20 protein-coding genes are annotated in these 22,603 nt (G+C 41.2%); 10 read left to right on the top strand and 10 right to left on the bottom strand.

Features of this window, described 5'->3' with window-relative positions:
- The 3 genes from BM090_RS07735 to BM090_RS07725 form a co-directional block, all read left to right on the top strand.
- Positions 1–379 (top strand): hypothetical protein (locus tag BM090_RS07735; protein WP_221405357.1); only part of this gene is annotated, 379 nt, incomplete at its 5' end.
- Between the two features lie 20 nt (positions 380–399).
- Positions 400–972, top strand: coding sequence for a hypothetical protein (locus tag BM090_RS07730; protein ID WP_091510283.1), 573 nt, complete (start codon positions 400–402; stop codon positions 970–972).
- A 54-nt stretch (positions 973–1,026) separates the two neighbouring features.
- The gene (locus BM090_RS07725) at positions 1,027–1,686 is read left to right on the top strand and encodes a GIY-YIG nuclease family protein (RefSeq protein WP_177199867.1); all 660 of its coding nucleotides are present in this window, start codon (positions 1,027–1,029) and stop codon (positions 1,684–1,686) included.
- Positions 1,687–2,189: 503 nt separating this feature from the next.
- Here BM090_RS07725 and BM090_RS07715 read toward each other — a convergent pair.
- On the bottom strand, positions 2,190–3,341 hold the full coding sequence (locus BM090_RS07715) for a site-specific integrase (protein ID WP_091510273.1): 1,152 nt from the start codon (positions 3,339–3,341) through the stop codon (positions 2,190–2,192).
- A 483-nt stretch (positions 3,342–3,824) separates the two neighbouring features.
- On the opposite strand from BM090_RS07715, the gene BM090_RS07710 reads away from it, so the two are divergent.
- Together BM090_RS07710 and BM090_RS07705 are read left to right on the top strand one after the other, a co-directional pair.
- Positions 3,825–4,388, top strand: a complete 564-nt coding sequence (locus BM090_RS07710) for a sigma-70 family RNA polymerase sigma factor (RefSeq protein ID WP_091510270.1) — start codon at positions 3,825–3,827, stop codon at positions 4,386–4,388.
- A 6-nt stretch (positions 4,389–4,394) separates the two neighbouring features.
- Positions 4,395–4,661, top strand: a complete 267-nt coding sequence (locus BM090_RS07705) for a zf-HC2 domain-containing protein (RefSeq protein ID WP_221405356.1) — start codon at positions 4,395–4,397, stop codon at positions 4,659–4,661.
- Between the two features lie 116 nt (positions 4,662–4,777).
- Here the strand turns inward: BM090_RS07705 and BM090_RS07700 are convergent, their stop codons facing one another.
- Positions 4,778–5,896, bottom strand: coding sequence for a hypothetical protein (locus BM090_RS07700; RefSeq protein WP_091510268.1), 1,119 nt, complete (start codon positions 5,894–5,896; stop codon positions 4,778–4,780).
- A gap of 237 nt (positions 5,897–6,133) precedes the next feature.
- Between BM090_RS07700 and asnB the strand changes: the two genes are divergently transcribed.
- Positions 6,134–7,987, top strand: coding sequence for an asparagine synthase (glutamine-hydrolyzing) (gene asnB, locus BM090_RS07695; protein ID WP_177199866.1), 1,854 nt, complete (start codon positions 6,134–6,136; stop codon positions 7,985–7,987).
- Positions 7,988–8,008: 21 nt separating this feature from the next.
- Here the strand turns inward: asnB and BM090_RS07690 are convergent, their stop codons facing one another.
- From BM090_RS07690 to BM090_RS07680, 3 genes are all read right to left on the bottom strand, one after another.
- Positions 8,009–8,263, bottom strand: coding sequence for an acyl carrier protein (locus tag BM090_RS07690; RefSeq protein WP_091510261.1), 255 nt, complete (start codon positions 8,261–8,263; stop codon positions 8,009–8,011).
- A 69-nt stretch (positions 8,264–8,332) separates the two neighbouring features.
- The gene (locus BM090_RS07685; protein ID WP_091510259.1) at positions 8,333–10,282 is read right to left on the bottom strand and encodes a hypothetical protein; all 1,950 of its coding nucleotides are present in this window, start codon (positions 10,280–10,282) and stop codon (positions 8,333–8,335) included.
- On the bottom strand, positions 10,272–10,865 hold the full coding sequence (locus tag BM090_RS07680; RefSeq protein ID WP_091510257.1) for an RNA polymerase sigma factor: 594 nt from the start codon (positions 10,863–10,865) through the stop codon (positions 10,272–10,274). The genes BM090_RS07685 and BM090_RS07680 overlap by 11 nt, the downstream gene beginning before the upstream one ends.
- A 396-nt stretch (positions 10,866–11,261) precedes the next feature.
- On the opposite strand from BM090_RS07680, the gene BM090_RS07675 reads away from it, so the two are divergent.
- Positions 11,262–12,437 (top strand): acetyl-CoA C-acyltransferase, encoded by a 1,176-nt coding sequence (locus tag BM090_RS07675; RefSeq protein WP_091510254.1) that lies wholly within the window; start codon positions 11,262–11,264, stop codon positions 12,435–12,437.
- A 78-nt stretch (positions 12,438–12,515) separates the two neighbouring features.
- Here the strand turns inward: BM090_RS07675 and BM090_RS07670 are convergent, their stop codons facing one another.
- The 4 genes from BM090_RS07670 to BM090_RS07655 form a co-directional block, all read right to left on the bottom strand.
- Positions 12,516–13,631 carry a fatty acid desaturase family protein gene (locus BM090_RS07670; protein WP_245756695.1) on the bottom strand — a complete coding sequence of 372 codons (1,116 nt, stop codon included), beginning with the start codon at positions 13,629–13,631 and terminating at the stop codon, positions 12,516–12,518.
- A 134-nt stretch (positions 13,632–13,765) separates the two neighbouring features.
- A complete protein-coding gene (locus tag BM090_RS07665) occupies positions 13,766–14,668 on the bottom strand; it encodes a DUF58 domain-containing protein (RefSeq protein ID WP_091510253.1) in 903 nt (300 codons plus the stop codon).
- Positions 14,669–14,731: 63 nt separating this feature from the next.
- Complete coding sequence (locus BM090_RS07660; protein WP_091510251.1) at positions 14,732–15,439, bottom strand: response regulator transcription factor; 708 nt, start codon at positions 15,437–15,439, stop codon at positions 14,732–14,734.
- Between the two features lie 67 nt (positions 15,440–15,506).
- Positions 15,507–16,850 carry a TlpA disulfide reductase family protein gene (locus BM090_RS07655; protein ID WP_091510249.1) on the bottom strand — a complete coding sequence of 448 codons (1,344 nt, stop codon included), beginning with the start codon at positions 16,848–16,850 and terminating at the stop codon, positions 15,507–15,509.
- 209 nt (positions 16,851–17,059) lie between these two features.
- Here BM090_RS07655 and BM090_RS07650 point away from each other — a divergent pair, with 209 nt between their 5' ends.
- From BM090_RS07650 to BM090_RS07640, 3 genes are read left to right on the top strand one after another with little or no spacing between them, the layout of a single operon-like run.
- Positions 17,060–18,235: a DUF262 domain-containing protein gene (locus tag BM090_RS07650; protein ID WP_091510245.1), complete on the top strand. Its 1,176-nt coding sequence runs from the start codon at positions 17,060–17,062 to the stop codon at positions 18,233–18,235.
- The gene (locus BM090_RS07645) at positions 18,204–19,385 is read left to right on the top strand and encodes an AAA family ATPase (RefSeq protein ID WP_091510243.1); all 1,182 of its coding nucleotides are present in this window, start codon (positions 18,204–18,206) and stop codon (positions 19,383–19,385) included. The genes BM090_RS07650 and BM090_RS07645 overlap by 32 nt, the downstream gene beginning before the upstream one ends.
- A 1-nt stretch (position 19,386) precedes the next feature.
- A complete protein-coding gene (locus BM090_RS07640; RefSeq protein WP_091510241.1) occupies positions 19,387–20,178 on the top strand; it encodes a hypothetical protein in 792 nt (263 codons plus the stop codon).
- 63 nt (positions 20,179–20,241) lie between these two features.
- On the opposite strand, the gene BM090_RS07635 is transcribed toward BM090_RS07640, so the two are convergent.
- Entirely contained in the window at positions 20,242–22,476 is a 2,235-nt protein-coding gene (locus BM090_RS07635) for a DUF4961 domain-containing protein (RefSeq protein ID WP_091510238.1), read from the bottom strand.
- Positions 22,477–22,603: the final 127 nt, after the last annotated feature.

The following is a 22,603-nucleotide window of genomic DNA, read 5'->3' as shown; positions in this document are numbered from 1 at the left end:
GTTAAGTTCTGACCAAATTTTTTTTGAACCTAAAGAATTGATAATTCCACCCCTAAGTGATGTTAATTTTTTGACTTCATACAATGGCGGGCTTCCTTATATCAATGATTTGACAGCTTGTTTTGTGCTCAATAAGTTAAATACTATCAAATCAAAGCTGTACATTAGTGGTAAATATTGGAATAACGACGAAGGTCCTTCTATCATTTTGGCCAGCGGTAAATACAAGTTGGAAGGAGATGACAAACCTGCGCTATACGAAGGTCGCGAACGCCTTTTTTTTGCCAATGGAACAGTAATAAAAAACGTAACCAAAAAAGACGTACTACTTCAGTATATAGCCGCGTATCCGCGTTGGGCTAATTATGATTTTTCATAATTTTTAACCACTCTATCACAATGAAAAGATTATTATATACAATCGGATTTATTGTATTGGTAATAGTCGGTTACGTGTTTTGGCCTTCTCTTTTATCCGTGTTTGAAGGACAAGCACCGCCACCAGTGGCAGCCAAACCGATTAAAACAGACACAGCGAAGGTCCGACACATCGCCCCGATTTTAGTAACCAAACCGACTCCAGCCAAAAAAGTAAGAATCCAACGAACACCCGACACACTGGAAAGACGACGAAGGGAAAAAGCAACGATTGTTAGGGGTGCGAAGTTAGATTTTACACGGAGCAAATACGACATTCAAAAAATTACGCCACGCGGCACGATTATAGAAAGTTCGTACAATTTCGACCCTGAAACGGTCAAGACGATTATAGTAAGTGATACAGGTTCTTTGGAAGTCGTGCAAAAAACAGATAAAGAGCTATTGCAACAATTCAGACGAGAACGCCGCAGGCGAAGGTGGAGGACGGTAAAACGCACAGCCGTAACAGGTGCAGCAGCTTACACAGCTTACAGGCTTGGAAAGTCTGACACGTTCAATAAGTTTGGATTAGGTTTTAAAGTCAAATTTTAACACATGACTAAAAAGCAGAAAAAAAATACAATAGCCGCAGCAATAATATTTGTTGTGGCTATTTTTTTAGCCGCCCTATTTTGGAAAAGACGGGAGAGCGGCGAGGGCGACACCGACACCTTAGAAGGTGCAGCCCGAAAGCCTAATTTTTTGGTTCGGGATTTTGTGGAAGATAACAGCTTCTACGAAACCATCAAAGTAAAAGGCAAACCATTTAAAGTACAGTTCACCCCTGCATTTGATTTTTATACGCACGACAAAGGCAAAGCAAAAATCAATTACGCGGACATTACAGTCAAAACCAAAGGTTTGTATTTTATTATCAATGCCAAAACAAAAGAGCTTGTATATGTGGGTTATTCTTTTTCGGATAACACGCTTTACAAGACAATTTCGCGGCATTTTCAATCGTGGCCAGATAAAAAGCAATATCGGTTTACGGTTCCCAAAAAAGGCTATCAGGTTGTTTTAGCTTTGTCCGATAATCCACGAATCGCTGATGTTGAAAAATATTACATACAGCGTTACAGGCCTAAAGGCAATGCGATGCAATACGAATTGTATTTTGAGCGCGAACGCATGGACTACGAAGTATTAGCTCCAGATTTACCTTTTACCACATCGAGAACTTACGAAGTGTTCACCGAGCAGCCGCAAGAAGAAGACCCGATGGAATGGTTTGCCAAAGAAGACGAAAACGAAGCTCCATTTTAACCCCCCCCCGACACCTGTACTCAAATACAGGTGTTTTTTTTGTTTTTGAGCTTAAATATTACGTGATTTTAAATCATACCTGGCAGATCAACCGCAGGAGCTGTATCCTTTAAACAAAACACTGATAATCAGCAAATATAAAACAGTATTAGTATTTTGGTGTAAGCGCAAAGAACCGCTTTGTTTCGTGTTTTTATTACATACTGTATTTGTAGTGCCTACACCAACGGCCAAAAGCCAAACCAGCCACCAACTACATAAATTAGCAGTGCAATTACCGCAAGAAATAATCCTGCTATTAGGTTGTTTCTTAGTCTTTCGGCTCTGTTTGTGTATTTTTCATACCCAAATTTACAGAAAAAGCCGCCCAAAACTACTATTTGGGCGGCTTTTTTGTGCCTAATTTGGATAAAAGCAACAAGTAAAGACCCGAAAAATGAGCCATTAAGAGCCAAAAAAAGGCCGTTAAGAGCCGTTAAGAGCCCTTTTTGTTCGTCTTTTGCTTACTTATTTTTCTTGTATTTTTCCCACATTTTAGCATAACCACTTACACGTAATTGGCCGTAATGCTTGGAAACAGTCGCTACATCGTCGCCAATGGTAGCGGCTGCCAATGTTATATCTCCCGTTTGGTCTAAAATATTCATTACAACAGTGTGCCTTGCCTTGTGCGGTGTGATTCTTTTTTCAATACCGCAAAATTGAGCTATTGCCCGAATGTGATTTCTTAATGTTACCCTGTTGGAAAACTCAAATTGCCATTGGTAAGCCTCCCCGATGGCTTGGGCACGCTCTGAAAGTGGCACAAAGTATGTTTTCCCCGTCTTGTGTCGTGTCCCTTCCAAAAACAAAATGCCGTCGTGGTTTATGATTTTGTGTCTTTCTTTGAAATTTTCAAAGTCAATCAAAGACAAACCTGTTTCGCAAAGAAAAAGAAAATAATCACAGGCGGGGTGTAAGTGTTCGGGCAAGGCCTCGCGGCTGGCCGCTATCTTTTCAAGTTCGGATTGCTCTAAGAACGTAAGCGGCTTTTGCCTGTTAGGTTCAGGAATTTTAAAATCAATCAAAAGCGGCCTAATTGCCGCCTTGAGCATCGTTATAACCCCAATAGCATACAAGTTACTTTTTTCAGTGGAAAGGCTGTAATATAGGTTTTCAAGCGTCTTTACTGTGATTTCCTGAACTGGCAAATCCCCGATAAGGCTAATTATTTTTTTTGCATAAATAGCATAATTGGCTTTAGTGGAGTTTTTTATGCTTCGGGCGGCCTGTTTTTGCATGAAGCCTTGTATCTGCTCTTTTATTGTGGTGGGTTTGTTTTGGAGTGTCGGTGTGCTTTCGGCTATTGGTTTGGGTTTAATCGGGGTCTTTCGGGGTTTGCGCCGCAAATATTCGGCTTTGATTTCGGGGGCTGTTACTTCTCGTCCCGTTTGGCCATTCAAAAAAATTTGTATCGCCTCTAACTCCATAATCAAAGCTCGCTTTTCCTTTTCGCATCCGCCTTCGTGGTAGTCTTTCCTGTGCACTTTGTAAGTGCTTGCAAAGTCGCTACTGACTGTCTGGCCGTCGCTATTGGCTACCTGAACCGTTGCCATGATTACACCTTTTTTTGCTTTGTCTGTCTGGTTGTCCCTGAACCAAAATAGCACTTTCATCGACTTTTAAATTTATCAACATAGTTTTGTTTGATTGGATTAAAACGACAAAGGAAAATAGTAGGTGGGATTTTAAAAAATAGTAGGCAATCTTTTTTTTGTCGTTTTATTGTCAGGGATAAATCTAATTTTAAGCCACTTTTTGCCGTCTTACTCTTACTGTTATACTAAAATATTAATAAAATATTGCTGTGTATTAGTATTTTAGTAGGCGTGTTTATTATGTGTATGTTAAAAAAACGCTATCGGCAAATTTCGTGCATAAACCCCGAAACGCCAAAAACCGAAGCCTTTTATTCTATGTATCAATCCTTCAAATTAAGCCAAAAATCAGCTATTTTATTGAAAATAAACCACTTACATTCATAGCGAAAACGTTTGCTTTTTATCAAAAATCTATACCAAAACAATGTTTTGTTACCTTTGTATTTGATTTGAGAGATGTTTACTTTTGAATCAATACAATTCTACTAACCCCAAACAATGCCGACAAACCCCGCCGCCGAACAAATCAAGATTTGGGTAGATGCCTACTCGGACAGTCTGTATTCGTGGGCTTTATACAAAACCTCGCGCAAAGAAGTGGCCGAAGATTTGGTGCAAGAAACCTTTGTGGCTGCTTTTCAGGCCTTTGGCAAGTTTGAGGGAAAAAGCAATCCCAAAACTTGGCTCATGGGCATACTCAACAACAAAATAAACGACCATTTTCGCCAACATTTTCAGGCCGCCCAAGACTTGCCCACCACGCCGCTGGAGCAGTTACTTTTCAACAACAACAGGCATTGGAACAAAAACCAACAGCCCCAAGAATGGCACGCGGAAGATTCCATACTCGACGACGCGGATTTTACCCAAACCCTGCGCCAATGTCTGGAAAAATTGCCGTCCAAATGGGCATCGGCCTTGCACCTGAAATTTTGGGAAGAAAAAAATACGCAGCAATTATGTCAGGAGTTGGGTATTAGCGATACTAATTTTTGGCAAATACTGCATCGCGCCAAACTACAACTGCGTAAATGTTTAGAAGTCAATTGGTTTAACAAATAACACATCATGGGAAAAATATTAAACACCCTTTTGCTTTCCTGCGAAAAAGCCACGCAACTCATAGACCGCAAAGCCCTCCAACCGCTTTCGTGGCGCGAAAGTGTGCAACTTCAAATGCACCTTGCCACCTGCAAAGGTTGCAAAGCCTACCAAAAACAAAGTCAATTGATTGACCAAATGCTTTCCGTACATTTTGGCCAGCCGCAGCCCGACCAAGTGCCCGCCGTAGAAAATGCCGCACTGAAAAAGCGTATCAAAAAAGATTTTGAATAAATGATTTATTTTTCGTTGATAAAATATATACACATAAAATAGGCGTTCTCAAATTTTGCGTAAGATTTGAGAACGCCTATTTTTATTTGTTATAATCAATTGAAAATGAGTTTTTATTATTTCAAACCACCACCCACTGTACTGGCAGGGCGTGCGCCTTTGAAACGGAACGAGAACACTGGCATACTGATACGAGCAGCCAAATACATTCCGCGTTTGCCAAGCGTTGGGCGTGCGCCAATCTCACCACCAAATGCCCAATAATAATCTTGGTTGTACATAATGTCAAAACCTGCTCGCCAGCCTATCTTATTTACTTTCAGCGCACTTGCGTCATAAATAATGTACGTTGGCGTATTGTTTACCAATACTTTCACGTCTTCCACTTTCGTGGCAGGCGCAATGATAAGGTCAAAGTACGAATTGAACATAATGTTGTTGGCCAAATTCGGGAAACGGTCGGGCTTAATCACCACGTTGCGAATCGTGCTATACGAGCCGCCCAAATAAAAACCGTAAGAAGTAACATTGCCATAAATACGATTGTTGGCAATAGGCGAAGTCCGTCCGTCTTTATACACCGTAGAGCCATCAGGGCGCAAAACAGAACCATCATCGCCCTTTAGTTCGCGGTTTTGCTTGCGCATGGCCACGCCCAAATTCGTAGTACTACCATAACCAATGAACCCCAAACGCGCACCCATAATGGTACGGATTTTAGAGTCCACATTGATATAGTCCATCAAATTATATTCACGGATTTTTTTGTTTTTGGAAGTAAGAACGATGCGCGTCGTTCCGCGTTTGTCGTCGTCGTCTTTGATGTGATAGCAGCCGCCCACCTCAAAAATATTCCAACGTTTAAAATCATTCACAATTGGCAAACGTCTATCATCCACCGTCACGGCAGCATTGCGCGATGTGCCTTGCGAAAGAGCCGCATTGCGTGCAAAATCTGTGCGTTGACCGTAAGTGCTACGAAATGATACACGAATATCCAAATAATCCGTCGCGAAGTAGTTGGCTTGCAGGCCATATCCCAACGTAAAATTGGTCATCGAAATGTCCGTAGTCAGTGGCTGAAAGTGCAACCACATTTTATTTATTTTGAATGGTTCGTCGGATATAACCTTGAAATTCAGAGCTTTATTCGATTCTTTTTGCCCAAAAACCAATTGCGGCAAAACCATGCAAGTCATCAATGCAGAAAGAAGGTATCGCTTTTTCACGTTCATTGTCAGGTAATTTGATAACAAATGTAAGCAATTCAGATATTTATTCCAATACAATACTTTTGGTCATTGCGTAATATTACTCAATAAAAAGATGGCTATATTCCAAAAAAATCTTTTTAATAGAAAAGAAAACGCCATTCAACGCGCACTGGATTTATTTTCAGAAAATGCCATTTATCGCCAATTTGTATTTATTTTTGGGTTTTTCTGGTCAAATAAATTTTAACTCCCGACGACGTGTGCGCCATTAACTTTATCTTAGATTTTTCGCAGCAAATCAGCCCGCAGGCCATTTGCGCCATGAATCGCGCCAACGCACACAGAGGCCCCGACGCAACCACCGACACGCACGAGGCATGGCCACACGCACAACTTTTTTTTGGACATAATCGCCTAAAAATCATTGATTTGTCCGAAGCCGCCAGCCAACCAATGCGCTCTGTTTGTGGCCGATACGTGTTGATTTACAACGGCGAAATTTATAATCATTTGGCATTGCGCCAACGGCTCCACTTGTTCAAAATTCAGTGGCGCGGCCATTCGGACACCGAAACACTGCTGCAACTGCTCATCGCTTTTGGTGCGGATATTTTGCCCAGCCTCAACGGAATGTTTGCTTTTGTTTTTGTGGATTTGCACGCGCAAAAAATTTTGTGTGCACGTGACACATTTGGACAAAAACCACTTTTCTGGGCGCAAACGCCGCAGGCTTTAATCGTGTCTTCCACGCTGCAAGGTGTATTGGCTTCGGGTGCAGTAAAATCAGAACCCAATATTTCTCAAATTCCGCATTATTTGCGCTACAAATTTGCCCAAACACCAGCCACTTTTTACCAAAATATAGAGGAGTTGCTTATCGGAAATTATTTGTTATTTCAAAATAAAACACTGAAAATCAATTCTTTTATGCCAGAAAAACCGCAGCCATTGCCACAATTGCAATCTTACGAAATCATCGCCCGAACGCAGCGACTTTTGGCCGACTCGCTCCAGCGGCATTTGCTCGCCGATGTGCCCGTAGGCCTGATGCTGAGCGGCGGCACGGATTCGACCTTGCTTTTGGCGTTGCTGGCCGAAATGGACTATAAAAATTTTCCTGTGTACGGCGTTGTGCCTGCCAATCCAGCCACCAATTTCGGGACAGATGACTACGTTTTTGCGCCACGAGCCGCCGTACAATTCGGGGCAGAATGGAATCCAATCACGCTGGGTGCGGAATGTTTAGATTCTTTGGATGAAGTGGTAGAAAGCATGGGGCAACCCATTGCCGACGGCGCGGCCATTTCTACTTATTTTTTGGCAAAAGCCGTAAAACCGCTCAAAGTGTTGCTTTCGGGCGCGGGTGCAGACGAAATTTTTGGCGGATACAACAGACATCAGGCTTATTATCAATATCTTAAATACCTAAAAAATTTCCCTTGGGATTTTATCAAAAAAATAAATAAACCGCTGCCCGAAGGTTACGAGCATCCTTTGCGCAAAAAATTTAGGTTAATCAATCGGTTTGTGGAGCAAACGCACCAAAATCCGTTGTACACGTTTCGGAATTTTACGGCACTCTCGGCGTTCGATGCTTCGTTTTTCAAAATACAATCCAGCGAAACGCAGTTGCCCGACGATACCAATTTTAGTACAGACAATTATTTGGCATTTGGGCTGGCCTACGACCAAACGCATTATTTGCCAGCCGACATTTTGGCCATGACCGACCAAACCGCCATGCGCCACAGCGTAGAAATTCGTGCGCCGTATCTGGACGCAGAACTCGTGCGTTATGTGCAGCATATTCCAGCCGAAAAACTGTTTGTGGGCGGGGGAAAATGGATTTTGAAAGAATTGCTCAAAGAACGCAAAGGAATGGCCTATGCGCAGCGAGCCAAAGAAGGTTTTGGGTTGCCTGTGGGACAATGGTTGCGCGAACCCGAACACAAACATTTGATTGACAATATTTTAGACAAGAAAAACTCTTTGTACGAAATATTGGTTTATGAGAAAGTAAAAGCATTGGTAGAGGCACATCTCACGCACAAAGCCGACTACACGCAAGAATTAGTGGCTTTATTGATGCTGTTTAGGTGGTGGAAATGGTAAACCAAACCACTTCGCACCGCCTTATCTGAAAAGCGAAAAAATCGAAATTTTGTATTCGATGCAGTCAATCGCCGAGCCGACGGTTTGCATACGCGCCGCTTCTTTTTCGGTAATGGAAATGTCGAACAAATTTTCTAGTTCTTGGATAAGCAGTGCAAAATCCAACGAGTCAAAGCCCAAATCTTTGACGAAATGCGACCGTTCGGTAATGTTCTCGTAGCTAATCAAAAACTTCCGAGTGAGTGTTTCCGCGATTTTTTTACCTACATATTCCATAAAAATACACCTGTTTAATATATTTGTTGTTGAAAGAGATAGAAGTTAATCTATAATTGTGTTCTAAAATTAAAATTCAAGTCCGATATTGAGTGCCACCCAAGCTCTCTGATAATTATTACCAATTTTGTTGGTAAATAAGGTAAGCGAACCAAGTTCTGCGCCGCTTTCTGAGCGGGAATGGAACAAATAAACCGCAGGCCCTGCAAAAAGTGACGCGTGGCGCGACAAATGCCAAGCTACATTGGCTCTACCCTGAAGCATTCCGCCCACATTGCGAGAGAAAAAGCCATTTTCCCCAATTCTGAAATACATCATATCTGCCATTACACTAACTCGTCCGTATTCTGTAGCCGTAATGCCCATTCCATAGCCCAAAGCATGACGTTTGTGATTGCCTGCCTCGCTGATATTATAGCCAACCGAAGCAATGTTATAAATACGTCCATGTGTAAAACGCATGCCTACATTAGTGTTGATGGTTGGGTTTGTCCAAGCATGAATGTATTTGTACGACCTGCGCGAATAGCCTAAAAGTCCGATAGCTCCACCGCTTTCCACTGTATCCGCAAAATTGAGTAAACCAACTTGCCAACCATTTACTTTTTTAGCTACATTTATCAAACTGGAAGCCTGCACGCCCTTTAGGTCGTGCGCTATGTTGATAACACTGGCCGTCTGCACACCTGTTACTTCGTGCGCCACATTGACCATACCCGCCACTTGCGCACCTTTTACATTACCCGCAACATTGATTACACCTGCCACCTGTACGCCTTTGGCATTACAAGAAGTATTGATAAGGCCTGCCACTTGTACACCGTTCACGGTGCCCGAACAGTTGGCTACGCCCGCCACCTGCAAGCCAGTCATATTTTTCTTTACTACATTAAACGCACCGCCAATTTGTAGGCCTTTAATGTAATCTTTGGTAATGTTGCCGACACCTGCCATTTCAAAGCCTTCCACACCAGCACTTTGGCTTATAGCTCCGTGCACCGAAATATGATTTACATACTTGTTGGCCTTAGCACCGTTGCTACTCAACACTGGCGCGAAACCAATGTGGAACAATCGTTTCGTATATTGATTATCTTCTTTATGTGTGCTATCTGGCATAGAAGTTTCGGCAAGCATGGTTTTGCATTCTTGCGCACACGTTTTGGGCGTAGAATCCACAGCACCCACAGGACGTACATAATCTATCTCGGCAACTGCACTGCCGATTGCCTGAACGCTCTCGTTTGAGGACAAAACTCCAACTTTTTCAATCGCTGACGCATCTTGTTCTTGCTCTGTTGGGCTTATGTTAATGGTAACAGCTGTACTTTTTTTGTCTGTTTGGAGAAACTGACGACGTTTTACACGTACTGGGGCTTTCTCCGCAAGCGCGAAAAATGGCGTTTCGGCTACGGCCAACGTTGTTTTTCCTTCTACGGCCTGAAGGTCTGCTACCTCGCCGTTTATTTCGCGAGATGTTTTATTTGATGCGGTATTCGTTATATTTTCTTTAGTAAAAGTTTTCTCATCAAGAATGTTATTAGTTTGTAGTGAAGAAGAACTATTGTTGTCTGTGGCGTTACTTTCATTTTGAGCAATAATTGCTTGAGAAGTAGCCGAGTCCCAACCCAACGCCTTTGGATTGTGTTTGCGTTTTGGGGCAGCAGCCGCAATATTTTTTTGTGGTACAACCGTCGTTCCTTTTTGATTTACAGAATCTTGAATTAATGCTGCATAACCATTGGCAATCTCATATTTTTCGTCTTGCAAACGCACGGACGAAACCACATAACTAATAAGTCCCATAAACACAAATCCTTGTGCAAAACCTACCGCCCATTTTCCCCAACCAAAACCAGTTTGCGGACGTGTATGGGTTGGTGCAGGCGTGTTTGCCTCCGATGCCCCAATGCCGCTATGTTGCAGTTTTTGTTGCATCAGTTCCCAGTCTTGTTGCACAAATTCTTCCTCGTGCTGCTGGGCGACCTGCCGAAATATGTTGTCTAAATTATTGGACATTATTGTAAGAATCTTGTGTGTTAAGTAGCTGTGTTACTTGTTGTTGCAATTTTGCTCTTGCCTTAAACAAGTTGGATTTGGAAGCACCTTCGCTGATTTGCAGCATTTCGGCAATTTCCTTGTGCGTATAGCCTTCTATGGCATAGAGGTTAAAAACCGTCTGGTAAGCCGCAGGCAATCCGCGAATGAGTTGAAGCAATTCTTCATAACTGATTTTGGCGACAATGTCATCATCAGAAATTAGAGCAGTTTCCGTGTGGTGGTCGTCTTCATCGGTTTCTGTAATAGCCGAATGCGTCAGACGCAATTTGTTTTGTTTGTGATAATGCGCAATGGCGATATTGACCATAATGCGCCGAATCCAACCCTCCAACGAACCTTCGCTTTTAAACATCCCGATACTTTCGAATACCTTCAGGAAACCTTCGTGCATCAAATCGCGGGCTTGGTCGCGGTTTTGAGTATAGCGCAAACACAGCGACAACATTTTGCCGTAATACAACTTATAGAGTGCCTCCCGCGCGGCATTATTGCCGGCGATACAGCCTTCCACCAGTGTTTTGTCGGTTAGTGTAGCGTCCATGTGTGCGTGTCGGGTGGAGAACAAAGCCCATTACTGAGCCGCTTCTATAGGTAAGAGCAAATAGCCCCTCAAAAGGTTGCCTCCTCGTTGAAAAAAAGTTTAAAAATTTTGTTTTGGATTTTCTCCAAAACCCTTAATCCTGTAATAGTACAAAGCAGTGTCAAATATTTTGTTTTGAAAAAGGCATCCAATATTATTGCAAAAAAAAAGATAAAATTCTGTAAAAAAGTGTTGCTAACGAAAAAATAATCTTAACTTTAGGCGGAAAATAGGCCATTAGCCAAAATCTATATTATTAAAATATTACAAATTACCTTCAAACGCAATAAGTGTCAGGCAATTAGAATTGCCGATGTTGCTTATAAAATTTTGTTTCATTCTTAACACCAAAACAACATGAATGCTTACGTTATTGCAGGCTACCGCACAGCCGTAGGAAAATCTAACAGAGGTGGTTTCCGTTTCACTCGCCCAGACGATTTGGCGGCTGAAGTTATCAAACATTTGGTTGCCTCTGTACCTAATTTTGACCCCGCTCGCGTGGACGACCTTATCGTCGGCAACGCCGTGCCTGAAGCCGAACAAGGTATGCAAATGGGTCGTATGATTTCTTTGCTTTCTTTGCCAATGAACGTGCCAGGTATGATTGTAAACCGTTATTGCGGTTCGGGCTTGGAAGCTATCGCAATTGCTTCGGCTCGTATTCACGCTGGTATGGCCGATTGTATCATCGCTGGCGGTACAGAATCTATGTCTATGGTGCCTGTAATGGGCTGGAAAACAGCTCTTAATTATGGCATTTCGCAAAATCACGCTGATTATTATATCGGCATGGGCTTAACAGCCGAGCAAGTGAGCGAAAAATATAAAATCGGCCGCGAAGAACAAGACGAGTTTGCGTTTAATTCGCACCAAAAAGCAATTGCAGCACTGAAAGACGGTAAGTTCAAAGACGAAATCGTGCCAGTGAAAGTGCAAGAAACTTATTTGGACGAGAACATGAAAAAACGTACTCGCGAATTTGTAGTGGATACCGACGAAGGCCCACGTGCCGACACGAACAAAGAGGCTTTGGCCAAACTAAAACCAGTATTTGCGCAAGGTGGTTCGGTTACGGCTGGTAACTCTTCACAAACTTCTGATGGTGCTGCTTTCGTAATGGTAGTATCTGAACGTATGTTGAAAGAGTTGAACGTGAAGCCAATCGCGCGTATGATGAGCTATGTGGCTTCGGGCGTTGAGCCTCGCTACATGGGTATCGGACCTATCGCTGCTATTCCATTGGCGTTGCAACGTGCTGGCCTTACTCAAAACGATATTGACATGATTGAGCTTAACGAGGCTTTCGCCGCTCAATCGTTGGCCGTAATTAAAGAGCTTGACCTTGACATGAGCCGCATCAACCCGAATGGTGGTGCTATCGCATTGGGTCACCCATTGGGCTGCTCTGGTGCGAAACTTTCCGTACAACTATTCAACGAAATGCGCCGTCAAGGTAAAAAATACGGCATGGTTTCAGCTTGCGTAGGTGGCGGACAAGGCGTTGCGGGTATTTACGAATTCTTGAATTAATAGTTAATTTATTATAATGGAAAAGCCTACGAGATTTTCTCGTAGGCTTTCTTATTTTAACTCAAAACGAATTAGTTTTTAGTCAATCACCTCATCAAGACTCGCGCTACCAAAACGCTTCAAAGCCGAGATATGCGAATCTAAAGCATCCCAAAAATTATAATGTACCAAATAAGGCACGCCATATTCTTCGGCAGTTGCTTTTACGATTGGCGCAATAGCTGGGTAATGCACGTGCGAAATCAACGGGAACAAATGGTGCTCTACCTGAAAATTCAGGCCACCAATATACCACGAAAGCACTTTATTTTTAGGGGAAAAATCAGCTGTTGTATTGAGCTGATGTATCGCCCAATTGTTTTCGATTACACCTTTTTCGTTGGGCATTGGGTGTGTTGTTTCCTCAATGGTATGCGCCAACTGAAATATAACAGAAAGTACCATCCCCGCGATATAGTGCATCAACAAAAACCCTGCAACTACCTGACCTGTAGGCAATCCCACATACATTGGCAAGGCTAAAAATGTGCCAAAATAAGCAATTTTTAGTAATACCAAGCGAATAAATACAATTGTATTTTGCTGCGTATTTTGTTTGTTTACACCTCTACGAATATGGGCAAAAAATTGAATGAAATCTTTTAAGGTTACCCAATAAATAGTAGTGAGGCCATACATAAGAAAAGCATAAAGCCACTGATATTTATGTACTGCTTTTACTTTGGTATGTGGCGAAAACTTCAAGATAAGTTTATCGTCAATGTCTTCATCTAAGTGTGTAATATTGGTGTACGTGTGGTGCATTACATTATGTTGGTTTTTCCAATTAAATGTAGAGCCACCTAAAAGATTAATAAGATACCCAAAGGCATCGTTTACCGTTTTGCTGGTAGAATATGCACCATGATTGGCATCGTGCATTACGCTCATGCCTACACCTGCTACCGCAAAACCCATAATAGCCCAAAGAAATAGGCTAACAATTAAGTTTGGCTGAAGCGTCAGTAACATCACAAATGGGATAATATAAGCCAGCACCAACACGACGGTTTTAACATAAAGCGTGTTATTCGCTTGCTTGGCAATGTGATTTTCTGCGAAATACGCATCAACACGTTCTTTTAGCACCGAGAAAAAATCGGTACGCTGTTTGGGGACAAACTTTACTTGTCCTTGCATTTTTGGAGGGGGCATAATAATCCAGATGGGGGTTAAGTATATATAAATTTAGTATAAAAAGTATTAGAAATTTGAGCTTAAAACAAGATTTGATTGCGAGGGAAGAAAATGCCTACAAGTTAAGGCTTTTCACTGAAAAATACAACAAATTAGCTCATTTTGCTGCGTTTTACTAAGTAAGGTAATAAAATACCGTCTATTCCATTTCGGATGTCGGCTTCAATGAAATCAATTTTGTATTGCCCACAACGCAGTTTCAAATCCTGACTAAATTGGCCAATGGCTTCTTTGTAATGGTCTTGCACTTGCGAGGGTTTTATTTTGAGTTTTTCGCCCGACTCAAGGTCTAGAAACTCATAAGGGCGTTCTTCAAACTCAAAAAGCTGTTCGGTGGCGCGGTCTGTTACGTGAAACAGCAGCACTTCATGCCGATTATGTTTGAGGTGTTGTAATGCAGCAAATATTTCTTCTGTATTTCCTTCGTCAAACATATCGCTGAAAATAACAATCAGCGAACGGCGGTGTACGCTATCGGCTATTTGATGCAGCACGGGCGCAACTGATGTTTTCTGATATTCGGGCTTGCGTTCCAACAGATTTTGCAAACCCAAAAATAGTTTGTGCACATGCGAAGGCGTGGATTTGATACTCGTCTGCCATTCCATTTCTTGTGCAAAAGTGCTGATACCCACCGCGTCGCGTTGCTTTTGGAGCATATACGTTAGGGCGGCGGCGGCGGCAATACTAAACGTAATTTTGCCCTGTGTTTCCACAGGATAATACATAGACGAAGACACATCTATCAGGATTCGACAACGCAAATTAGTTTCTTCCTCATAGCGTTTGGTATAAAGTCGGTCGGTTTTGGCATAAACTTTCCAATCTATATGACGCGTGCCTTCCCCTGGGTTATAGATTTTGTGTTCGGCAAATTCTACCGAAAATCCATGATAAGGCGATTTGTGTAACCCCGTAATAAAGCCTTCCACCATTTGGCGAGCCAAAAATTCGATGTTGCCAAACTGTCTGACTTTTGCAAGGTCTAATTTCATTGCACAAAAACTTTATTACGAGGTAAACACTTTAATTTTTTCTACAAACAAAACCGCGTTTTATTATTCGGCGGCATTGGGTACATACTCAAAACGGTAGCCTACGCCCTTTGTTGTGTGAATATAATTTTCGCCGATTTTTTCGCGTAACTTCCTGATATGCACATCTACTGTCCGCGACAAAACGTACACGTCTGCGCCCCAGATGTAATGCAACAAATCATCGCGGCCAAACACTTTGTTAGGGTTTTTGGCTAAGAAGTGCAAAAGTTCAAATTCTTTTTTAGGAAAAACAATAGTTTCGCCATTTTTAATCACGCTGTAACTTCCTTTGTCTATCACCAAATCGCCAACTTCGATGCGTCCGTCGTTGTCTTTGGAAGTAGTGTTACGGCGCAAGATGGCCGAAATACGGCTCATCAAGGCGCGTGGTTTGATGGGTTTGTTGATGAAATCGTCCGCGCCCACATCGAAGGCGGCCACTTCCGAATATTCCTCCGAACGCGCCGTCAGGAACACGACAAACACATCGCGCAAGGCGGGCACTTCACGGATTTGCCGACACGCTTCCACGCCGTCCATGACGGGCATCATTATATCCATGAGGATAAGATTGGGCTGAAACTCTTTGGCCACTTCTACGGCTTTTTTGCCATTGTCTGCGGTTTTGAGTTCGTAGCCTTCTTTGCGCAAATTGTATTGTAGCATCTCGATAATATCGGGTTCGTCATCTACAATCAGTATTTTGGCGTTATTGGATTGTGCTGCCATACAGTTTTTTTGAACTAAAAGAAAATTACTCACGCTCGCAAAAGCGCATTTTTTATAGAAATAAGAATTATTTTTCGAGTAATGATTTGAGTTTGTTGTCCAGTGCCGCACCACGCAAGTTCTTGGCGATAATGCGTCCGTCGCGGTCTATCAGGAATGTTGCTGGAATGCTATGTACTTGATAAAGAGCCGCTCCCGCCGAACGCCAACCTTTCAGGTCGGACACGTGATTTGGCCACGAAAGTTTATCTTTCTCGATGGCTTGCAACCAACGGTCACGGTTGTCGTCGAGCGAAACACTGAAAATCGTAAAACCTTTGTCTTTGTAATGGTCGTAGGCTTTCACCACGTTGGGGTTTTCCATGCGGCAAGGCCCACACCACGAAGCCCAAAAATCCAATAACACTACTTTTCCGCGCAGCGAAGACAATTCTACTTCTTTGCCGTCGCGGTCTTTGAGTTTGATATTCGGAGCGATTTCGCCTACACTCGGTTCGGGTTTTGGCAAACGCGCCACCAAGTTTTTGGCGTAATTGGACTTTGGATATTCTTTCACGTAATCCGCGCCAAGCGTTACGGCAAACGACTGGTCTATTTGCATAAACAAATTAACCAACGTGTTATAAACTACTTCGCGGCCATCAGATTTGGCAGGCGCAAACGCAACGATGGCTTTGGCGGCAGTTTGCCAAGCGGTCATGTCTTGTTTTACGAATTTTTGCAAAAAGATGTTGCATTTGCTGCCCAGCATATCGCCGCGTAAAAATTCATCATTGGTAAAATCTTCTTTACGAAAATAATTGCTGCTGTCGGTTTTGGCATCGGTCATAAACAGCCCCGCCAATTTGCCGACGAAAAGCGTCGGATTTTCGGCATTGAGTTTTTTATAAAAATCGTTTTGGGCATTGGCAAGCGAATCGAATTTGGTTTTGAGCTTCACCATTTCCGACTGAAAACGCGCAGGTTCGGACTCTTGCAAGCCACCCAACGAATTGGCACTTTGCTGAAGTTGAGCTACGTTTTTGCCAAACGTGCGGTTGTATTCGGTGTATTGCAAATACAGTTGGTTATCGGGCGAATTGCTAAAACTGATTTTTTCGGGCTGTGCCAAATCGCCGTTTATCTGTGGCGCGGCCTCTTTGCCCAACACCAAAGCCACCGACTTTTGCGCCGAAAGCCCCACACGGTAAAAACCGTAAGGCAAGGCTTTTTTGAACTTAAATTCAAACTGATTATCAGCTATTTTGGTAGAATCTGCTTTGGAGAGTTCCGAGCCAAAATATTTGAACAAATAGATTTTTTCGGAAGGCGCAACGCCCAGCAACGAGCCTTTGAGCGTGGACTTTTGACCGAAAGAAGCGTTGGTTATAAGTAAGGTTGCGGAAGCAATAAGGTAATGTCGTATGTTCATCGAAAAGTAAAATTGTGTTTACGCAAAGATAGGCTTATCGGGGTGTAAATAAAAATAGGACAAGGGGCGTACCGTGTTATTATAATGTTAAGAGAAGGTGATTATTTGGGACAGGGTGGGTAATAACCAAATGTTTCGATGTTTAAATGATATTGTAAACCTGCATAACTGTATGTATTTTTGTCAAAATACAATGATTCAAACGCAACATGGCAGAAAAGTACCAAGACGACGATTCGGATATAGAAAAAGAGGAAGGTAATGAGGATATTGTTACGAATATTCCGTTTAATCCAGAAGACATCAACATCAAAATTGTTCCAAGAAATATAGGTCAGTTAGTTGAGTTGCTGGAAGACAACCAAATCCTCATTCCTAAATATCAACGCCTACCCAATCTTTGGAGTCCAACCAAAAAAAGTAGGTTTATTGAATCTTTGATGCTCGATTTGCCAATCCCTTTGTTTTATTTTGATGAAACAGATGACAGAAAGTGGTTTGTCGTAGATGGCCTTCAGCGCATGAGTACCTTAGAACATTTTATGTTAGGAACAGGGGAGATTGCCAAAAATAAAGGGAAATTAAAATTATGTAATTTAGAATTTTTATCCCAATATAATGAAAAAACTTGGGACGATTTACCAAGAGATATTAAGCGACGTATTAACTCTAATCAGGTTACCATTAACTTGATTGGAAAAGGAACTCCTGATGAAGTAAAATATACTATATTTAGTAGAATTAATCAGGGAGATATTCCCCTCAAACCGCAGGAAATTAGGACAGCCTTATTTCAAGGATATAAAGTTGATTTTTTAGAAAAAATGGTTAGCCGAGACAACGAAATTGGACAGCTATTTCATAAGGTTACTGGCAATTCTATTAAATCAAAAAGACAAGAAGATTTAGATTTTGCTTCAAGATTTATTGCTTTTTATCTTCAAGATTATACAACCTACGAACCTGATATGGATAGATTTATTACCACAGGTACCAAACTTATTCCTGAAGATGAAACTGAGCAAAATAAAATTTTAGAAAACTTTAAAAATGCTTTAGAATTATCATTTGAAATTTTTGGAGAAGATTCTTTTAGAAAACGAGTTAATATGAAAGAATCTCGTAAACCTATCAATAAACCTATTTTTGAAGTGCTATCTACTGTATTTTCTAAATTAGAAAATAAAAATATATTACTAAATAGTAGAGAAGATTTCAGAAATAGTTTTATTGAATTTATGCGGAGTAATGGCAAATTTGGAGCTGCTATTACCACAGGTACAGCAACGAAAGAAAGTGTACAAATAAGACATAAAGAGTTTAGAGATTTTATTACTAAATTTATATCTATATATGCTAAAAAAAATAATATTAAAAAACTTTAAATCCCACAAAAATACACCTATTGAGTTCGGTAATTTAACCATTTTATGCGGCTCTAATGGTGTGGGAAAATCATCTATTATTCAAATATTACTTCTTTTAAGAGATGTTTTTTTAAAAGATAAATCATTTGAAATTCTCAATTTAAAATCTGATGCTGTTAAAATTGGCACTGTGAATGATGCAGTTTATGAGGAGAGTAATATAGACGGTTTTGAGTGTTCTCTTAGTTTTAGTTCAGGGTTTGATACAAACTTTTTTTATGAAGCCAAAACAGAAGATGAAAAAACTAAATCTTTTATAAAATTAAATCCAGAGAAGTCTAATGCTAATCCAGTTATTAACTTTTCTCAGTTGCATGAAGTCGAATCACAATTCAGTAAATTTAGTTTATTTAATACTCATTTTCAGTATATTAGTGCGGCACGTAGTGGCCCATTAGATATTTATGAAAAAGATGATATAATCGTAGATATTCGCAAGCAAATATCTGAAAAAGAAGGCAAAGCAGAGTATTTTGTTCACTTTCTTGATAAATATCAAACCCAAGAAGTAATCAAAGAGTTATGCAAAAGAGATAGTAAAAATAATGATTTATTATCTCAAGTAGTTTTATGGGAAAAATATATATTTAATGGAGCAAATACTGTAATTGAAAACAATGGAAAACTTGGTTATTCCCTAAAATATTCATTTGATAAAGAATATTCTCATGTAGGAAAAACACTAAATTTTGATGCAAAAAATGTTGGGTTTGGCTTATCTTATACACTCCCAATATTAGTTGCTATTCTTTCAGCAAAGCCCGACTCTTTAATTATAATTGAAAACCCAGAAGCTCATTTACATCCTAACGGGATTTCAAGACTTTGTGAATTAATTTGTATCGCAGCACAGGCTGGTATTCAAATTATTATCGAAACACATTCCGACCATATTATTAATGGCGTTTTAGTTCAATCTAAGAAAAACGAAGAAAATGGGTCTGGAATAAACAGAAACAATATCAAAATATATCAGTTTGACAGAGATATAAGCGAACATTGTACTATTTCTACTGAAATAAAAGTAGAAGAAGATGGCGTAATTAGATTTGCTCCAAAAGGTTTTTTTGACCAAATAAGAATTGATAGCCGTTATTTAATAAGTTAAAATGGAACATAACTTCTGCTTTTATATTCATGACGCTTTCTTTGATGATATAGAATTAAGATATATCAAAGATTTTCGTATTTTAACTGAAATACCCAGACAGTTAAGTGCTGATACTTATTATAACAAAACTGCATTTAATCAACTATTTGACTTAATTAAGTCAGAAAAATATTTTCCCACAAGTCAGGAACATTATCTAATAAATTTTAAAACAGATTTCAAACCCCTCAAATCTTCGCTACATCTATTTGATATTGTTTATAACAAAGAGCAATCATCTATAACACATTTTAATATAGGCATTTCAGAGGAAAATATCATACAGAATAATATCATCATTCTATCACCTACATTAAATGAAGAAAAAAAAGTGTTAGTTATAAAATCTGATAAAGAATTTTGGGCAATTGATATTAAAATTTCCAACTCTGCCGAAGAGGTTTGGAAATATATTATTTCTAAATTACCCGAAAGAATATATCACTTTCATAAGAAACATGGAAATAATAATACGCCTGCTCATTCATCTAATAACGGGTATAAAGTTTCTCAATTATTAGCATCTGATATTGAGGCTCAATCTCTATTAAATTCAGCAATTTTTGATAAAAGGGAAAAGGAAAAATTTCATTATTACTTTGATAAAGAACGCAATACATATATAATTTTTCCTAAAGACAACGTAACACAAAACACTTTTCATGCTTTTCACATTACAGAAGCAGAGCATGACAAAGAAGTTCCTGCATCTATTAGAGCATATTTTGATTATCTCCGAAAGCTAAAATAAAATCGAGTTGGGCCTCCAAAATCTAATTTTGGAGGCCCAACTCGATTTGTAGGTAATCAAAAATTACTTAATCACACGCAAAGTCGAGCTTTGCTTTTTGGTCGTGATTTTGAGGATATACACCGCACTCGGCAAATGACTGATATTGAGTTGCATTTGTCCATTTTGTAGCGCATGCGCCTGCGAATGCAACACTTTGCCCGTCGTGTCGTAAAGTTGTACGGTGGCTTTGGCTTCGTTGGCCATCGCCGTATTTTTCAGGTAAAAAACACCGTTGTTCGGGTTTGGCCACAGTTGCCAATGCGTTGGCAAGCTGGTTTCTTCGCTCACCGACACAAAATTCTGTAACTTAAACACCTTGGTTTGGTACGCGCCCAAACGCACACCCGAAAGCACTTGCGTACTGTTCAGCGTGTAGTTTTGTGTGCTGTCCGAGAGTAGCTCCGTCCAAGTGGTAGTGGCTTGGCTGCTAATGCCTGTTGTCGCCAAATTCACGGTCATGGTATTTACGGGATTGGCCGAAGCGTTGGTAAGCACCAACAAATAATCGTTGCCCAACTTGCGCACATACGAAATCACCGAACTGGTACTATTGCTTACGGTTTGGTACGAACCTTTGCGCAAAGCCGCTTCTTGGTTGCGCAACGCAATCAATTTTTTGTACAGATTATAAATCGAATTAGGGTCGGCGGCCAAGGTCTGCACGTTGTACGTGCTCGCGTCGTTGTTGAGCGCGCGCCAAGGCGTTCCCGTCGTGAAACCTGCGTTTGTGCCATTCGTCCATTGCATCGGCAGACGGATGTTTTCATCTGGCTTGCTACCTTTCATGCTTACTTCTTCGCCATAATACACAAACGGCACTCCTGACAAGGTAAACAAAATACCTGCGGCGGCTTTGGCTTTTTCGCGGTTTCCGCCCAACACATCAATCACGCGGTTTTGGTCGTGGTTGGTCAGAAACGTTCCGTATTGCGAATTGGCATACAAAAACTGCACGGCTTCGATTTGGTTTTTGAGGTTGGCCACGCTGCCCGAATTGACCGCATTCAGAATATTTTCGGCCAAATCAAATTCAAAACAAAAATCTAATTCGTTGTTGTAACTGGCTACTGTACTGGAGTTTGTCCAGATTTCGCCCACGCTCATCGCATTCGGATTGATGCTTTTGTAATAATTTTTAAAATCGCTCCAATACGTGTGATTGGCTGGAATGTTCATGAGATTAGAACCATCTTCGGCAATGTACATCGCTCCATCGCAGCGGAAACCGTCGATATTGGTACTCTGAAGCCAGAATTTAGCCGCACTAAAAATACTGTCTTTTACCGCTGGCGTCTGATAATTCAAATCAGGCATTCCTGACCAAAATATTGAGTAATAATATTGAGCGCGAACATTATTGTAAGCCCAAACACTTTGTCCCCAAGGCCCCAGATAAGTAGGTGCTGTCGGTGACCAACGATAAAAATTGCTGTATTGCGGATTGTTTGCCGCAGATTGCACAAACCAAGGGTGTTGTGTGGACGTATGATTGACGACCCAGTCAATCACGATTTTGATACCACGATTATGCGCCGAATCTACGAGAGCTCTAAAATCCTGCATCGTGCCGTATTGTGGATTTACGGCCTTGTAATTGTTTACGTCGTAGCCGTGATAGCTCGGCGAAGGGTGAATCGGCATCAACCAAATGGCTTTTACGCCCAAATCCTGCAAATAACCCAATTTGCTGATAATTCCCTGAAAATCGCCAATACCGTCGCCGTTGCTATCTTTGAAGCTGCGCACAAAAATTTGATAGAAAGTAACATCATTCCACCAATACATATTGTTGCCGAATGGGTTGGGCAATTGATAATAAATATCTGCACCGCCCACTTCGCGGCCTACAATAGTGCCGCTACTGTTGCGGAACAAACACACCAAACTACGAAGCGTTTCGGTTGCTCCCATGCTGTAATAGTTGCGCGGCACGATTTTGATACGATACAAATTGTTGCCCAAACTCGTGAGCTTGGTGGCGGCTGGGTAGCTGCTCCAACTCGCTGGCGTGGTGTGTTGCCATTGGGTCGCGAAAGCACTTTGACTGGTAATCACTCCGCCGTACATATACACATCGCCGCTGTAGTTGGCAAGTGCGGCATTGCCTTTAGACGCATCGTAAGTGATGGTAATGCTGTCGTCGGGACTAAATGTAGCAGGTTGGATACTGACGGGACTCTGTGCCATAGACACGCCCGAAATGGCTAATAACACACTGGTTATCAGTTTTTTTGTTTGAAGAAATGAAAGTTTCATAGGGTATATAGTTTGCCCAAAGATAATGCTTTAGAGCAAAGCAACCCCACGAATGTAATTTGCTTGTAAGGAAAATAAAAAAGCCAACAGCAGTATTTGCTGTTGGCCAAGAGCACCTCTTGCAACA

The sequence above is a fragment of the Flexibacter flexilis DSM 6793 genome (assembly GCF_900112255.1).
In the GTDB taxonomy this organism is placed as follows: Bacteria; Bacteroidota; Bacteroidia; order Cytophagales; family Flexibacteraceae; genus Flexibacter; species Flexibacter flexilis.
The sequence above is the reverse complement of the archived record's forward strand: the minus strand, read 5'-3'. Positions and strand labels throughout refer to the sequence as shown.

What these genes read in the sequence shown, in the direction of transcription:
- BM090_RS07635 (WP_091510238.1), bottom strand. Translation starts at nt 22,476, where the DNA reads ATGAAACTTTCATTTCTTCAAACAAAAAAACTGATAACCAGTGTGTTA.
- BM090_RS07685 (WP_091510259.1), bottom strand. Translation starts at nt 10,282, where the DNA reads ATGTCCAATAATTTAGACAACATATTTCGGCAGGTCGCCCAGCAGCAC.
- BM090_RS07655 (WP_091510249.1), bottom strand. Translation starts at nt 16,850, where the DNA reads ATGAACATACGACATTACCTTATTGCTTCCGCAACCTTACTTATAACC.
- BM090_RS07640 (WP_091510241.1), top strand. Translation starts at nt 19,387, where the DNA reads ATGGAACATAACTTCTGCTTTTATATTCATGACGCTTTCTTTGATGAT.
- BM090_RS07665 (WP_091510253.1), bottom strand. Translation starts at nt 14,668, where the DNA reads ATGAAATTAGACCTTGCAAAAGTCAGACAGTTTGGCAACATCGAATTT.
- BM090_RS07705 (WP_221405356.1), top strand. Translation starts at nt 4,395, where the DNA reads ATGGGAAAAATATTAAACACCCTTTTGCTTTCCTGCGAAAAAGCCACG.
- BM090_RS07730 (WP_091510283.1), top strand. Translation starts at nt 400, where the DNA reads ATGAAAAGATTATTATATACAATCGGATTTATTGTATTGGTAATAGTC.
- BM090_RS07645 (WP_091510243.1), top strand. Translation starts at nt 18,204, where the DNA reads ATGCTAAAAAAAATAATATTAAAAAACTTTAAATCCCACAAAAATACA.
- BM090_RS07660 (WP_091510251.1), bottom strand. Translation starts at nt 15,439, where the DNA reads ATGGCAGCACAATCCAATAACGCCAAAATACTGATTGTAGATGACGAA.
- BM090_RS07690 (WP_091510261.1), bottom strand. Translation starts at nt 8,263, where the DNA reads ATGGAATATGTAGGTAAAAAAATCGCGGAAACACTCACTCGGAAGTTT.
- BM090_RS07680 (WP_091510257.1), bottom strand. Translation starts at nt 10,865, where the DNA reads ATGGACGCTACACTAACCGACAAAACACTGGTGGAAGGCTGTATCGCC.
- BM090_RS07650 (WP_091510245.1), top strand. Translation starts at nt 17,060, where the DNA reads ATGGCAGAAAAGTACCAAGACGACGATTCGGATATAGAAAAAGAGGAA.
- BM090_RS07710 (WP_091510270.1), top strand. Translation starts at nt 3,825, where the DNA reads ATGCCGACAAACCCCGCCGCCGAACAAATCAAGATTTGGGTAGATGCC.
- BM090_RS07675 (WP_091510254.1), top strand. Translation starts at nt 11,262, where the DNA reads ATGAATGCTTACGTTATTGCAGGCTACCGCACAGCCGTAGGAAAATCT.
- BM090_RS07700 (WP_091510268.1), bottom strand. Translation starts at nt 5,896, where the DNA reads ATGAACGTGAAAAAGCGATACCTTCTTTCTGCATTGATGACTTGCATG.
- BM090_RS07670 (WP_245756695.1), bottom strand. Translation starts at nt 13,631, where the DNA reads ATGCCCCCTCCAAAAATGCAAGGACAAGTAAAGTTTGTCCCCAAACAG.
- BM090_RS07715 (WP_091510273.1), bottom strand. Translation starts at nt 3,341, where the DNA reads ATGAAAGTGCTATTTTGGTTCAGGGACAACCAGACAGACAAAGCAAAA.